The organism is Enterobacter sp. K510 (assembly GCF_055804875.1).
In genome coordinates this window covers 58,373-73,606 of sequence record NZ_JBNRLQ010000008.1, presented here as the reverse complement: position 1 = coordinate 73,606, position 15,234 = coordinate 58,373, and the positions used below count along the sequence as shown (strand labels likewise).

General features: G+C 59.1%; 10 protein-coding genes. 4 read left to right on the top strand and 6 right to left on the bottom strand.

Annotation, left to right across the window (positions count from 1 at the left end; all coding sequences use genetic code 11):
- Nucleotides 1-80: 80 nt before the first annotated feature.
- Together pbpC and ACQUTD_RS15035 are read right to left on the bottom strand one after the other, a co-directional pair.
- Entirely contained in the window at nt 81-2,405 is a 2,325-nt protein-coding gene (pbpC, locus tag ACQUTD_RS15040) for a peptidoglycan glycosyltransferase PbpC (protein WP_473277294.1), read from the bottom strand.
- Nucleotide 2,406: 1 nt separating this feature from the next.
- The gene (locus tag ACQUTD_RS15035) at nt 2,407-7,356 is read right to left on the bottom strand and encodes an alpha-2-macroglobulin family protein (protein ID WP_473277293.1); all 4,950 of its coding nucleotides are present in this window, start codon (nt 7,354-7,356) and stop codon (nt 2,407-2,409) included.
- A gap of 283 nt (nt 7,357-7,639) precedes the next feature.
- Between ACQUTD_RS15035 and ACQUTD_RS15030 the strand changes: the two genes are divergently transcribed.
- From ACQUTD_RS15030 to ACQUTD_RS15015, 4 genes are all read left to right on the top strand, one after another.
- Complete coding sequence (locus tag ACQUTD_RS15030; protein ID WP_072569339.1) at nt 7,640-9,184, top strand: PTS transporter subunit EIIC; 1,545 nt, start codon at nt 7,640-7,642, stop codon at nt 9,182-9,184.
- 11 nt (nt 9,185-9,195) lie between these two features.
- Nucleotides 9,196-10,557 (top strand): 6-phospho-alpha-glucosidase, encoded by a 1,362-nt coding sequence (locus ACQUTD_RS15025; RefSeq protein ID WP_318374403.1) that lies wholly within the window; start codon nt 9,196-9,198, stop codon nt 10,555-10,557.
- Between the two features lie 221 nt (nt 10,558-10,778).
- Entirely contained in the window at nt 10,779-11,624 is an 846-nt protein-coding gene (sseA, locus tag ACQUTD_RS15020; RefSeq protein WP_318374404.1) for a 3-mercaptopyruvate sulfurtransferase, read from the top strand.
- 18 nt (nt 11,625-11,642) lie between these two features.
- A complete protein-coding gene (locus ACQUTD_RS15015) occupies nt 11,643-12,413 on the top strand; it encodes a MurR/RpiR family transcriptional regulator (protein ID WP_318374405.1) in 771 nt (256 codons plus the stop codon).
- A gap of 156 nt (nt 12,414-12,569) precedes the next feature.
- On the opposite strand, the gene sseB is transcribed toward ACQUTD_RS15015, so the two are convergent.
- From sseB to fdx, 4 genes are read right to left on the bottom strand one after another with little or no spacing between them, the layout of a single operon-like run.
- On the bottom strand, nt 12,570-13,346 hold the full coding sequence (gene sseB, locus ACQUTD_RS15010; RefSeq protein WP_473277292.1) for an enhanced serine sensitivity protein SseB: 777 nt from the start codon (nt 13,344-13,346) through the stop codon (nt 12,570-12,572).
- A gap of 2 nt (nt 13,347-13,348) precedes the next feature.
- The gene (gene pepB, locus ACQUTD_RS15005; RefSeq protein WP_473277291.1) at nt 13,349-14,638 is read right to left on the bottom strand and encodes an aminopeptidase PepB; all 1,290 of its coding nucleotides are present in this window, start codon (nt 14,636-14,638) and stop codon (nt 13,349-13,351) included.
- A 57-nt stretch (nt 14,639-14,695) separates the two neighbouring features.
- Complete coding sequence (gene iscX / locus ACQUTD_RS15000) at nt 14,696-14,896, bottom strand: Fe-S cluster assembly protein IscX (protein WP_064544436.1); 201 nt, start codon at nt 14,894-14,896, stop codon at nt 14,696-14,698.
- A gap of 1 nt (nt 14,897) precedes the next feature.
- The gene (fdx, locus tag ACQUTD_RS14995) at nt 14,898-15,233 is read right to left on the bottom strand and encodes an ISC system 2Fe-2S type ferredoxin (RefSeq protein WP_318362713.1); all 336 of its coding nucleotides are present in this window, start codon (nt 15,231-15,233) and stop codon (nt 14,898-14,900) included.
- Nucleotide 15,234 lies beyond the last annotated feature (1 nt).

Sequence of the window (15,234 nt, the reverse complement as noted above, 5' to 3'; positions counted from 1 at the left end):
CTAAGTTATTAGTTTAAAAGCCCCTTAACCTAAATGGTTCTTATTTAAAGTTGAGAAATAAGACTTACTTTTCTGATTTTTTAACGCAATTCGAAGCTTACAGCCGTCATTTGCCCTGAAATATCCATAACCACAACCTGGTAGTTGCCCGCCTTCGTCAGTTGCAGGGTTAATCTTGCGGACGACTCATTTAACGCTTCGCCATTAATAAACCACCAGCGGCGTCCTTCGCCGCCGGGAGCATACAGCGGTAGCGAAACCTGCGCCTCGCCGGGCAGACGGCGGATTAACGCCCCTTCCCGTACGCCGGTCAACAGCAAGGGCGCGGCGGCATTCTGCACAGGCGGCGGGCATTGCGCCGAAACGGGCGGCAATCTGGCGGCACGACGCTCTCCCGCCGGCAGCCAGGCTTCAAGCGGACGCGGCCAGACGATGAGCGTCTGTTGCGTGGCGTCCGGGCAGTCCGCCGCCACCCGCTCGCCCGCCTTATTCAGCCAGATGGGAAAACGAATACCGTTCACGCTCTCCTGATCCGGTAACAGCAGCGTCGGCGGCTCGCTGCCGTCGAGCAGCCAGGTGGCGAGGCGACGACGGCAGTTGCTGTCGCCCTGCGGCAAACTCTGTCCCCCCGGCCAGCAAATCACGCCGCGCGTCACCGATGCCGGACGCGGATCGACAGGCTGACGCGCGTTGCCGCTCACCGACTGCGCCTGCAACAGATTATGTACCTGGTTAAGCAGCGGCACGGCGCTGGCGAAACCGAACTGTCCGGCGACCGGCGTACCGTCCGGCCTGCCGACCCAGATGCCGATCACATAGCGGGCGTTAATGCCAATCGCCCAGGCATCCCGGTAGCCGTAGCTGGTACCGGTTTTCCAGGCCAGCGGCACCACCGGCGACAGGGCGTTGTCCGGCAGCGGCTGCGCCTGGGAAGCCAGAATGCGGCGAATGATCCAGGCCGAACCCGGGGAGAGCAGCGGCCGCTCGGCCAGAGGATCGGACGGCAGTAGACGCAGCGCGCCCGCTTTCCCCTGACGGGCAAAAGCGCTGTAGGCGGCGGTAATGTCCGCCAGGCGCGCCCCTGCCCCGCCGAGGATCAGCGATAAATTAGGCTCCGCTCCCGCCGGTAAAATCAGCGGTAATCCCGCGTTACGCAGACGCCCGGCGAAACGCTTTGGCCCGTAGGCTTCCAGCACCTGCACAGCGGGCAGATTCAGCGATCTGACCAGCGCTTCGCTCATACTGACCGGGCCGTGAAAACCGCTGTCAAAGTTGCCGGGGCGATAGTCGCCGGAGAGACGCGGAACGTCCTGTAACAGAGAAGCCGGATGGATCAGCCCGTCGTCCATCGCCAGACCATAGATAAAGGGTTTCAGCACCGAGCCAGGCGATCGCACGGCGGTCACCATATCCACGTGGCTGAAACGGCTGTCGTCGTTGATGTCCACCGATCCCACCCAGCCGCGCACTTTCATATCAGTGTGATCGACGACGATCATCGCCAGCGAACTGCGCTGCGGCAGACGGGTTTTTACGTTCAGCGCCAGATCTTCCAGCTGGCGTTGCAGCCCGGCGTTCAGGGTGGTAACAATCTTGTCGCTACGGGTTTTCCCGGCGACGAGACGGGCGAACAGCGGGGCGAGCTGCGGCATCTGTCGGGGTGACAGCCACACCGGTTCTTCCCGCGACTCTCGCACCTGTTGTGCCGACCACACACCCTGCGATGCCATTCTTGCCAGCACCTTATCCCGCGCCACCTGGGCGCGCTCCGGCCAGCGGTCGGGACGCAGACGGCTCGGCGCCTGTGGCAGTACTGCGAGCAGCGCGGCTTCCGCATAGCTCAGCTGTGACGGGGGTTTACCCAGATAAGCCCAGCTTGCAGCCCCCACGCCCTGTAAGGTGCCGCCGAAGGGGGCGCGATTGAGATAGAGCGTAAGAATATCGCGCTTGGACAGATGCCACTCCAGTTGCAGCGCGCGCCACAGCTGCCGCGCTTTACCGGCGAAGGTGCGGGAATGGGGATCGAGCAGACGCGCCACCTGCATGGTCAGCGTACTGCCGCCGGACACCACCCGCCCCGAGCTCAGATCCTGCCAGGCCGCGCGGAGAACCGACAGCGGGTTAACGCCCGGATGCTGCCAGAACCAGCGATCTTCATACTGGATCAGCGCGTCCAGATAACGCGGTGAGACCTCTTCAATGGTTACCGGATAACGCCAGATACCGTCGGCATCAGCGAAGCGCCACAGCGGCGTGCCGTCTTCGCTGACCACCACGCGCGCCGGGTGCACCTCGGTGAGCGGCAGCGGCCAGATCCGATCCGCAAGCCAGACCAACGCCAGCACGATCAACAGCGCTCCCGGCAGCCAAAGCCAGCGGGAGCGCAATAAACGATGTTGCTTCACGTTATGGCGTGACAATCAGCGGGCCGCTTGCAGCTCCCGTCGCCCGCCACTGCGGCACATACATCGATTCCACCTGCGGCACCGGCACCTGATACGTGCCCGGCGTCACCGCGCGCGCCAGATAGACCAGCGTCACCGGCTGCCCTTCGTTCACCGCCACGGCAGCGACAAAGCGATCGTCGCGGAACTCCATATGCTGAATATCCGCCTGCTGCATCTGATTAAGCAGATTGCGGATCTCATCGCCGCTGTCTTCAAGGCTGGCGCTGCTGCTGGCCAGGTTCTGGTTTTCGAGTTCCAGACCGGCAGGCAGCAGATCCACCACCAGCGCATCCGGTACGTTCTGGCTGGCGTTCACTTCCAGCGCGACCAGCACCAGATCGCCGCTCTTCAGCGAGCTGAGCGTCGTTGCCTGGCCGTCGGTGCCATAAATGCGGCGTTCGATGTGCAGCACATTAGACGACGGCTGCGGCGCATATTCCGGATAACCGGTGGTGTCCAGACGCAGCCACAGCGGGGTATCGGCAGTGTTCGTCACCTGCAGCGCGGTCAGTTGATCCCCCGACAGATTGCGGGTCAGGGATTTATTGCCGTGCAGCGCTTCCGCCTCCAGAGAGGTTTGCGCCTGCCAGGTGCCCGGCAGATCCTGTAGGGATTTACCGGCGAGGAACAGCGCGTTGCTCTCCTGGGTGGAGAGCCAGCGCTGGCCGTAAGCCTGTTCAGAGAGGGTCATCAGCAGCTGATTCTGCGCGTCGTTAAGCAGATTGTTTTCCTGCAACAGCGCCAGCATCAGGGCGTTATCACGCAGCGCGCTGCCGTAATCCCCGGTCCAGCGATCGCCCCCTTTACGCGGGGTTTTGAGCGCCAGTTTCAACGCCTGACCGCTGCGGGCTTCGTCGCCCATCAGCTTCAGCGCCACGCCAAGCTGCATTAACGGCAGGCCGGAATTCGCCTTATCGTGATGCTGCCAGATCTCGCGCAGTGCGCCGAGCGGGGCTTTTTGCTGACGCGCCAGCACCAGAGCGGCATAGGACTGGACGGCAAATTTGCTCGCCTCGCTATCTTCGCTGTAGCGCACGGCAATCACGCCCGGATCCTGCAAGTAGCGCAGCAGACGGGGGTTGGCGTTGTTAAGCGCGTCAGTCGGTACGCTGTACCCCTGCTGTCCGGCACGGACCAGGAAGTCGGTCACGTAGGCGGTGAGCCAGAACTCTTCTGCGCCATTTTTATCCCACAGGGCAAAACCGCCGTCGTCACGCTGCATCTGCAACAGACGGGCAATACCGATATCCACCGCCGCGCGGCGTTTTTCATCACTGTCGCCCACAATACCCAGCGCCTTCAACTGGGCGGCGTTGGTATACAGCGACGGGAACAGACCGCTGGCGGTTTGCTCCAGGCAACCGTAAGGATAGGCTCGTAGTTCCTGAATATAGCGCGCCAGGTTCAGCGGCGGCTTACCGCTGAGCAACAGCTGGCCCTGCAGGGTTGATGGCGCAAATCCGCTGAGACTTGACGTCGGCGCGGTCCAGCTCATTCCCGGATTGAGCAGCATACCGGTATTGACCGTCTGCGCCGGGTACGCCGGACGCACACCAATTTTCCACTGTTTTTGCTGCGCCGGGAAGGTTTCACCCGGCAGCGTCAGGCCGCTGATTTGCGCGTTGATTTCACCGTCGCCAAAACCATCTTTCGCACGTACCGGGATATGCATCGTAAAGCGTGCGCCCGGGGCGATTTTCACCGGCTGCGGCTGTGCGCCTTCCAGACTAATCAGCCCGCTGGTATTCAGGGAGACATTCAGCGTTTGCGGTTTGTCGGTCAGGTTAGTGAGATCGAGCGTCAGGCGCGTGGTATCGCCACTCGCCATAAAGCGCGGCATATTAAGTTCCGCAATCAGCGGCGCGGCGACGACAATTTTGTTTTCACTGCTGCCGAAATCGTCGTCGGTCCAGGCCTGGGCCATCAGGCGCAGTTCACCGTTGAAATCGCCGATCGGCATCGAGACGGTGCCTTCGCCGTTTTCATCCAGCGTTACCGGCTGCGCCTGTTGCGCGACTATGGTCACATGGTTGACCGGCGGCTTGCCGCCGCGGTTAAGCTCATCGCCGTCGCCACCGAAGCGCAGCGCGGCAAGACGCCCCTGCCCTTCAATGACCTGCCCGTAAATATCGTAGATGTCCGCGCCGTAGCGTTTCTGCCCGAAGAAGGCGTTCCACGGATCCGGCGTCACGTAATCGGTGATGTTCAGCACCCCGCTGTCAACGGCGGAAAGCAGAACGTTAACCTTTTTCGGCACCACGCCATTTTTTACCGTGGCCTTCACCTTAACCGTCAGATCCTGATTCGGACGCATTTTCGGCGGGTTATCCAGCGCAATACTCAGGCGGCGGTTTTCATCGCCCAGCGGCAGATGCAGCAGCCCGACCGCGCGTTTCGGCGTGGCGGAGCGGGATTTATCCCCCGGACGCACCACCAGCGTACTCAGGTACAGATCGTGACGTTTCCAGGCTTTATCCACCGGAATGTCCAGATCCAGCCCTTCAGCAGGCACGTCGATCTCCTGCCACCACAGCGGGCCTGCGGCAGATTCGACCATGGCGTAACCTTTACCGGCGGCCGGTGCCGTAATATGTAACTTAATGGTGTCGCCAGGCTGATAGGCGGGTTTATCCAGCTTCATGGTGACGCGATCGGGACGCGCCGCGCCCGCGCCGTCACTGTTATCCTGCCAGCTGTAACCGGCCCAGAAACGCACGCTGCTGACCGTTTCATCCGGCGCTTTCACTTCGAGGCGATAGGAGCCCCACTCCACCGGGAAGGTTACTTTGCCCGTTTCATCAGCGCGCAGATCCAGCGACTGCTCGCCTTCGACCAGATCTTTTTGGTCATATTGCGACAGCCAGCCTTCGCTCTCTGACCAGTTCCAGAAGTAGTCGCGGCGCTCGCGGATCAGACGCACCTGCAGGCCGGACACCGGCTGTTTTACGCCCTCCGCGTTGACGTAAACGATATCAAAGGCCGCATTGCTGTTTTCATCCACCATCGGCTGATTGACCGTGGTGTCGGTGCGGTAGTCATACACCGCTTTAGCGGCAAACTGCGGACGAATACCGGGCAGCGCCTGCGCAGGCCAGATAGCCTGTTCAACGCGACGGGTGACCGGGCGGCCACCGGATTCCAGCAGGCTGGCCTGCAAAATCACCTGTAACGGCGAGTGCGCTTCCTGCCACTGGCTTTCCACGCTTACCTGGCCGTGGCCTTTTTCATCCAGCGTGGCCTGTACTTCGTCCAGGCTGCGGGAGAGATTTTCTTCCGCGATGTTACCGAACTGGAAGCCCGGCAGGGCTTTCACCGCTTCACGCAATGGACGCAGGAACAGCTGTCCCTGCAAGGTATTGCCGTTTGCCGGCGCGCCATACAGATAGTAACCGGTGACGTTAAAGTCCACATTGTCCGCCATCGCCAGCGGCGTTTTACTGCCTTCGAGCACCAGCGCCATGCGCTCCGGCATGAAGTCTTCCACGTGGAAATCCCACTGGATCAACTGGTTGTCGCCGGTATTGGCGCGCACGTGCCACAGGCCCGTCTGGGCGTTTGCATCAAGGGCATAATTCACCTGATACAGCCCGTCCTGCGGCTGGCTCACCAGCGTGCGCACCACCTGGCCGTCGGGTTTCACCACTTCCAGCTTCACCGGCTGCGCCGCCAGCGGTTTACCGTCGGTATCACGCAGCAGGCCATTGAGGATCACGGTTTCGCCGGGGCGATAGAGATCGCGCGGGCCAAACATAAAGAACTGTTTGTTGTAGCCAGGCGCGCCTGCGATGTCGAACTCCGCCAGATCCAGCGCCGGAAGTTTAAGATCGAGCAGCGTGGTTTCACCGTCTTTGCGCGCCAGCAGCAGCGCGGCGTCTTTGTCGGTTTCCAGGGTCGCGTGGCCTTTGTCGTCGCTTAATGACTGCGCCAGCGTCTGCCCTTTCTCATTGAGCAGCATCACTTCGATACCCTGTTGCGCCCCGCCGTTTTCCAGGCTCTGCGTGAAGACATCCAGCCGGTTGTGATAACGGTGCGCGGACACGCCGATGTTGCTCAGCGTAAAGAGGGTGGCGGCATTACTGTAGGTGTAATGCCCGGCCTGGTTCATCACCGCGATATAGATACCTGCCTGCTGTAACGGCTTGATTTCGCCAAGCGGCAGCAGCAGTTTTTCACGGGTATTACGCGTCGGATTGAGGTCAAAGCGGCCGGTATACACCAGATCCGCCATTTTCAGCAGTTCGTCAGATTCCCAGTTAGAGAGCGAATTACGGTACTCCCACTGGCTGACGAAGGCGGGCAGTGATTCTGGCTTCACCCGGTAAAAATTCACGTCGACGTTATTCACGTTCAGCGCCATCACCGGCAGCCCTTCGACGACTTTTCCGGGCAGCAGCGATCCGCGGCTGGCAAAGCCAACGCTGGGCTGAATATCGCGGGTAGTAAGGGTTTTTTCGTAATTGACGCCGAACGTGGCTTTGTTGAGCGCCAGCAGACCAGAGTCAACGGAGACCACCAGTTCGCGGTTCGGCTCCAGATGGCGTAAACGCAACTCTTTCAGGTTGGGCGCCAGCTCCCATGCCCCGTCGACCTTGCCGTTTTTCTTATCGACGAGGTGCACGTTTTGCGCGAAATCCTGATCCGGATCGAGCGGAATGGAGAAAGTCAGCACCAGGGTGGCGGCGCCATCCAGCTGAACTTCTGAGGCGTCGATAAGCGTCAGCGCTTTATCTTTGCTCTGCGCCGCCAGTTTTTCCCTTTGCGCCGCATCAGGTTTTGCGGTGGGTTTTGCCTCTGCTGTGGTTGCCGCTTTGACAGGCGCTGCCTGCGGCTTATCGTTGTCATCACAACCCACGACGGTGAGCGCTGTCAGTAATGCCACTGACAGCGCCGCTAATTTTAACGGTTTCATCCTGTGTCCCTTGCCCAAAAGCCCGTTACGCGACGGTACGCTGATTATTATGCGCGAGCGGCTGAAATACAAAGTCAGATTCTGACTCTGGAAGACGCCTCGCAAATTGCCCTGCGCCTGTTGATGCACCATTGTAAGGTGGATCACAGGTCATAACGTTACATGTTACGTTATGCGTCATTTGTTTTTAAAACAATAAGATAGCTGGATAAGCACCGCTTGCGACTGCTACCGTTATCCTGTCTTCGCACCGTTGTGCGCGGTTCATATAAGAGAATACGTTATGAAAAGAGCCGTTAATGCCCTACAGAATTTCGGTAAATCGCTTTATGGTCCGGTACTTATCCTGCCAATTGTGGGTCTGTTTATCGCATTTGGCAATGTGTTCGGTAACGGGAATCTGGCCGAGTATGTGCCTTTTCTCGGTCATCCGATTATTCAGAACATCGGACAGCTCATCGCTAAGTCTGCGGTTTCGGTGCTGGTTAACCTGGCGCTGGTCTTCGCCGTCGGTATTCCGGTAGGCCTTGCCGCGCGGGATAAAGGCTATGCGGCGCTGATTGGTCTCGTTACCTTTGTCGTCTTTATCAACGCCATGAACGTCACGCTGCAAATGCAGGGCGAGCTGGCTCCTGCGGATCAGATGAAAGCCGCGGGGCAGAGTATGGTGCTTGGCGTGCAGGTGCTGGAGATGGGCGTGTTCGCCGGGATCCTCACCGGCGCGCTGTCGGGTTATCTCTATAACCGCTACTCCGGGGTGCAGTTTGCCGGGGCGATGGCGATCTATTCCGGTCACTGCTTCGTCGCCATCATTATGCTGCCGGTTTCCATGATTCTGGGCGTCATCATGAGCGAACTCTGGCCCTTCGCCCAGCACGGTATCAGCACGCTGGCGCTGGCGATCAAAGGCGCGGGTCCCATTGGCGTGGCGATTTACGGCTTCCTTGAGCGCATTCTGGTGCCTACCGGTCTGCATCATCTGGTCTATACCCCTTTCCTGTATACCGAGCTGGGCGGAACGGCAGACGTGTGCGGCCAGACGTATCAGGGCGCGCGTAATATCTACTTTGCGGAGATGGCCTGTCCGGATGTTAAGCAGCTGAGCAGCACCGTGGTCTGGGATGCACGCGGCATCAGCAAAATGTTCGGTTTGCCCGCGGCGGCGCTGGCGATGTATATGACCGCGAAGCCGGAGCGTAAAGCGGCGGCAAAAGCCATCCTTATTCCGGCGGCGTTAACCTCCCTGCTGGTGGGCGTCACCGAACCCATCGAATTCTCTTTCCTGTTCGTCGCCCCACTGCTGTTTGTGGTGCATGCGGTGCTTACCGGTATCGGCATGATGCTGTTTTATCTGCTGGGCGTACACGCTATCGGCGCGAACGGCATCATTGATTTCATTCTCTATAACCTGCCGCTCGGCACCGAAAAGTCTAACTGGCCGATGTATATCCTGGTCGGGCTGATCATGTTCTGCCTCTACTTCGTGATTTTCCGCTTCCTGATCCGCCGCTTTGATATGAAAACGCCAGGGCGTGAAGAGGACGATCAGGAGACGCGCCTGTACAGCAAGCAGGAGTATCAGGCGAAAGGCAATAACAGCGGGCTGGGCGAAGCCATCGTGCTGGGGCTGGGCGGACGCGAGAATATTGACGTGGTCGACAACTGTTATACCCGTCTGCGGGTGACGGTAAAAGATGTCGACGTCATTGATGAACCCCGCCTGAAAGCGACAGGCGCGAAGGGCATCATCAAACAAGGTAATAACGTTCAGGTGGTCTACGGGCTGCATGTCAAAAAAATGCGAGAAGCCGTTGAGACGTTTCTCTAAAGGAGCCAAACATGTTTAAACCTCCCTTTATTTTAGCTATCGCCGGCGGCGGCAGCACCTACACCCCTGGCATCGTAAAAAGCCTGATGGTGCGCCTGGAAGATTTTCCGCTGGCGGAGATCCGCGTTTACGATATCGACGCCGCGCGTCAGAACACCATCGCGCCGGTAGTGGAAAAAGTGATCCGCGATCACAGCCAGAGCATCAGGTTTACCGTCACCAGCGATCCGGAAGTGGCCTTTAGCGGCGCACATTTCGTCTTCGCCCAGATGCGCGTCGGTCAGTACAAAATGCGCGAGCAGGATGAAAAAATCCCTCTGCGTCACGGCGTGGTAGGTCAGGAAACCTGCGGGCCTGGCGGCCTGGCCTACGGCCTGCGTACTATTCTGCCGATGGTGGAACTGATCGATCTGGTGGAGCGCTATGCCCATAAAGACGCCTGGATCGTCAACTATTCCAACCCGGCGGCTATCGTTGCCGAAGGGGTACGACGTCTGCGTCCTCATGCGCGGGTGCTGAATATCTGTGATATGCCGGTCGCCGCCATGCGTAATATGGGCGCTATTCTCGGGGTGGATCGCCATAAGCTGGAGGTGGATTATTTTGGTCTGAACCACTTCGGCTGGTTTACCCGCGTGCTGGTGGATGGCGAAGATCGCCTGCCGGAACTGCGTCGGCATATCGCGAAATTTGGCCTGCTGACGGAAGATGCGGCGCAAACCGATCCGCAGCACTCGGATCCGTCGTGGGTGAAAACCTGGCGTAACATCCAGCCGATTATGGAGCACTTCCCGGAGTACCTGCCGAATCCGTATTTACAGTATTACCTGATGCCGAATCAGATCGTCGAACATCAGGATCCGAACATCACCCGCGCCAATGAAGTGATGAACGGGCGCGAGAAAAAACTATTTGCCGCAGCCGAAGAGTATCAGCGTACCGGTATTCTCCCCGATGCCTTTCACGTTGGCGTGCATGGCGCTTTTATCGTCGATGTGGCCTGCTCGCTGGCGTTTAACCTGCGTCAGCGCCATCTGGTGATTGTGGAAAACAAAGGCGCAATCGCGAACCTGCCCTACGACGCCATGGTGGAAGTGCCCGCGTATATCACCTCGCAGGGGCCGGAGCCGGTGCGCATGGGCGCGGTGCCGTTATTCCACCAGACGCTGTTAATGCAACAGCTGGCGTCAGAGCAGTTGCTGGTGGAAGCCACCATTGAAGGCAGCTACGAGAAAGCGCTCCAGGCCTTCACCCTTAACCGTACCGTGCCGACCATGCAGCATGCGAAAGCGATTCTGGATGACATGATCGAGGCGAATCAGGACTACTGGCCAGCGCTGAAAAAAGCCTGGCGAGACGGAGAATCCGTGTGATTTTCTGAAGCTTGCTCGCGACTTAGCGATGGTGACCTTGTCGGTGTGAGAAAAAACACCGACAATCCGTTAATACATACCCTAAATAATTCGAGTTGCAGGAAGGCGGCAACTGAGCGAATCCCCAGGAGCTTACACAAGTAAGTGACTGGGGTGAACGAAGGCAGCCAACGCACATGCAACTTGAAGTATGACGGGTAAAGACGCTGACGGAGATAACCATGACCACCTCGTATTTTGTCGCAGCCGACTGGCTCATCGAACACAGTGATGATCCTGAAATCCAGATTATTGACGCCCGTATGGCCCCTGCCGGACAGGAGCATCTGCGGGATATGAACGCTGAATACCGCGCCGGGCACCTGCCGGGCGCGGTTTTTTTTGATATCGAAGCCCTTTCCGATCACAGCACTCCCCTGCCGCATATGCTGCCGCGCGCCGAAGCCTTTGCGGTGGCGATGCGCGAGCTGGGCGTCGATCACCGTAAACATCTGGTGGTCTACGATGAAGGCAACCTGTTTTCCGCGCCGCGCGCCTGGTGGATGCTGAAAGCCTTTGGCGTTGAGACCGTCTCGATTCTGGCGGGCGGGCTGGCGGGCTGGCAGCGCGCCGGGCTGCCGCTACAGGAGGGGGAAGTCACGCAAGCGGAAAGCGATTTCGAGGCGACCTTCGATGCCGATCGTGTAAAACGTCTTACCGATGTGCTGCTGGTGAGTCATGAACGCACGGCGCAACTGGTGGATGCCCGTCCGGCGGCACGCTTTAACGCCGAAGCCGACGAACCTCGCCCCGGTCTGCGCCGCGGCCATATTCCCGGCGCGCTTAACGTGCCCTGGCCGGATCTGGTGATTGAAGGCGAGCTGAAAACCACCGATGAGTTAAAAGAAATCTTTGCGCGTCAGGGTGTGGATCTGCATCAGCCGATTATCGCCAGCTGCGGCTCCGGCGTCACGGCGGCGGTGGTGATCCTTGCGCTGGCAACGCTTGGCGTCAACGATGTCAAACTGTACGACGGCTCATGGAGTGAATGGGGCGCGCGGGACGATCTGCCCGTTGAGCCTGTATAAACAAGGATAACCACGGATATGGATAACCGACTGGCGCCGTTGCTGACGCACAGTAAATCGCTGACGCGGGCGGAGTACCGCGTACTGGCCCATCTGACGGCGCACCCGCTGCAGGTGGGCAAAATGACCGTGCGCGATCTGGCGCAGGCGACCTACGTTTCCACCGCCACCATTATGCGTTTATGCCGCAAGCTCGGATTCAGCGGCTACAGCGAGCTTATCTGGCACTGTAAGCAACTGCTGTCCGACACGCCACATATCGGCGTGGAGGCGGGGCTGAGCGCGGATCTGCCCGCGCTGTTCAGCCAGTTTATCAATAACTATCAGCAAACCTTTCGCTGGGTGACGGAAGAAAAACGCCGCCAGTTCGCGGCGCTGTTGCGGGAAAAAGAGAGCTTTTTTCTCTATGGCGCCGGGTTTTCCTATCTGTTTGCTGAATACCTGACCAAGAAGCTACAGGTGCTGGGCAAGACGGCGTTTATTTCCGGGCCGGGTGACAGCCGCAATATTTTTCTCAGCAATGCGGCGCGCTATGAAGTGTTTATTGCCGTATCGCGCAGCGGCGAAACGGAGCAGGTGGTGGATAAGGCGACGATCGCCGCGAATGTCGGCATGACGGTGGTGGCCTTTACCCGCGCCTCGGCGAATACCCTGGCGGGGATGGCGGATCTGCACTTTCCGCTGTATGACGAAGCGGTGCATTACGATGCCGAGGCCGCAGGCGTGACCTCGTTTGAGTCGAATCTGGTGCTGCTGATGGATTTGCTGTTGCTTGAAGCGACCGGTTGATACTGTGCCGGATGGCGGCGTAAACGCCTTATCCGGCCTACAAAGATCGGGTGACAGTTTGCCGGATGGCGGCGCAAGCGCCTTATCCGGCCTACAAAGGCGGGGTGACAGTACGCCGGATGGCGGCGCAAGCGCCTTATCCGGCCTGTGTGCTGATCAAATAATACGGTTTTGTTTGAAGTCGCGCAGGAAGCTGCCCCAGCGCTTTTCATAAAACGGCGTAATGTGCGCCATCATAAAGTGGCTGATGCCCTTATCGCCTTCCACCACCTGACAGATGTCGATGGGTTCATCCCCCGGCAGGGTGTCTGTGGCGACGCTGCCCGTGGTCTGGATCACCGTTTCGATGTCGCCTTCCGCTTCAATGCCAATCAGTAAATTCGCCGGCGCGTCGGCCCCTTCTTTGATGGAGCACAGCCAGGCGCGCCTCACCGTTTTCAGGGTCTTAAACAGCGTGGTCAGCGAATCGATCATCTGCGCGGGCGGCTCCGCCACTTCTGACAGCAACAGCGAAGTACCGCCCTCCAGCACTTCCTGCTGGCTGAGCGGGTTTTCTTCCCCACCCACCAGATGGCTGATTTCGCGCGGCGTGAACTCTTTACCGGTCGGCAGTTTGGCGTTCAGGAACAGGGTTTCGCCCAGCGTCATTTCAAACAGCGTACGCACCGGCAGCACCACAAATGGCTGCTCGTCGCTTACCGCCTGCTGTAAGGCCTCCAGCGAGGTAAAGAACGGGATCACCGAAGTGCCGTCATCTTTTTCCCAGTGCTGAAGCTCCAGCGCGGAGTCTGCGACCACGGCCTCCCCTTCTGCTGCCGTACCCGGCACCCAGACGGTGGCCGTCATCAGCGCCCGGAAAAATGCCGGGCGGTGTGCAGGTTCCGTGGCCGCCTGCTCAAGCAAGGTTTCCAGTTCGTTTTTCGTTTCCGACATGCTTATTCCGCCGTCAACAGGTTCGCGATGGCACGCACGCCCAGACCGGTCGCCCCTGCGGACCACTGTTCCACCGCCGCCTTACGATAGGTTGCGGAGCAGTCGATGTGCAGCCAGCCCTGTTTGTAGTTTTCCACAAAGTGGGACAGGAAACCTGCCGCGGTGCTGGCACCCGCCGGGAAAGCCGCGCTGGCGGTGTTATTGAGCTCTGCAAAGTTCGACGGCAGCTGGCTGCGATGGATCTCCGCCAGCGGCAGACGCCAGAACGGTTCGTTTTCGGCAGCGGCGCTCGCCAGCAGACGGTTAGCCAGCTGGTCGTCAAAGCTCAGCAGTGCGTGGTAGTCGTTACCCAGGGCGGTTTTCGCCGCGCCGGTCAGGGTGGCTGCGTCGATGATCATCTGCGGTTTTTGCTTGTCGGCGTTGATTAAGCCGTCAGCCAGCACCAGGCGGCCTTCCGCATCGGTATTCATGATTTCCACGGTTTTGCCGTTACGATAGCGAATAATATCGCCCAGTTTGAAGGCATTGCCGCTGATCAGGTTGTCGGCGCAGCAGAGATAAAGTTTGACGCGTTTTTTCAGCCCGCGAGTGATGGCAAAGGCCAGCGCGCCGGTGATGGTGGCCGCGCCGCCCATATCGGACTTCATGGAGTCCATAAAGGCGCTTTGCTTGATGCTGTAGCCGCCGGAGTCAAAGGTCACGCCTTTGCCGACGAGACAGGCGAACACCGGGGCATCTTTGTCGCCGGTCGGGTTGTAGTCCAGCGCCAGCAGTACCGGCGTGCGCTCAGAGCCGCGACCCACGGTGTAGATCCCCATGTACTCCTGCTCGCGCAGATCTTCGCCTTTGGTGATGCGATAGCTGACCTGGTCGCCAGCCACGTCGCTCAGCAGATCGACCGCGCGCTCTGCCAGCTGCTCCGGGCCTAACTCTTCAGCCGGGGCGTTGATGGTGTCGCGCACCCAGTCGATAATTTTACGGCGGCTGTCCAGCTCTTTCTGCTCCGCTTCCGGCAGGCTGGCCCACTCCACTTTGCGGCTGCCTTTCGGCCCTTTATAACCCTGCCAGAAAGCCCAGCTGCGATCCACGTCCCAGCCTTCACCAGCCAGCGCCACATGTTTAATACCCAGCCCGTCGATTTTACGCGCGGCACGCTGGATCAAGCCTAAATCGTCTTTACCGTTAAGGTGCAACATGATGCCTTCAGCATTGATGCTGTAGGTCGCTTTTTCGCCCCAGCGCGCGTCGGCAGGCGCGGTGGATAAGGTGATGTTCATGGCTTCAGTTGTCATTTTTTTATCCTTTCTGGCCTGTATGTTAAAAGGGCCGCCCGCAGGCAGCCCGTTTAATTATTCTGCTTCATCTAACCAGACTAGCAGAATCGCTTCCAGAATTTTTTCATTGGATGCGTTTGGATCGTCATCAAAGTCTTCCAGGTCGCAAATCCACTGGTGCAGATCGGTGAAGCGAACGGTTTTCGGATCCAGATCCGGGCGGCTGTCGTACAGCGCCTCGCCGATTTCGCGGCTGTCGGTCCACTTGAGGCCCATATTAATGCTCCCGCGCGTGGTTGATGGTGTAGCGCGGCATCTCGACCACCAGGTCTTCGTCGGCGACGCGGGCCTGACAGCTTAAACGGCTTTCCGGCTCCAGCCCCCAGGCTTTGTCCAGCATATCGTCTTCGTCTTCGGTGCTCTCGTTCAGCGAGTCAAAACCTTCGCGCACCACGCAGTGGCAGGTGGTACAGGCGCAGGATTTTTCGCAGGCGTGTTCAATCTCGATACCGTTGCGCAGCGCCACGTCGAGAATGGTTTCACCGGTTTTCGCTTCCAGAACTGCGCCATCCGGACAGAGGTCCTGATGAGGCAGAAAAACAATCTTAGGCATG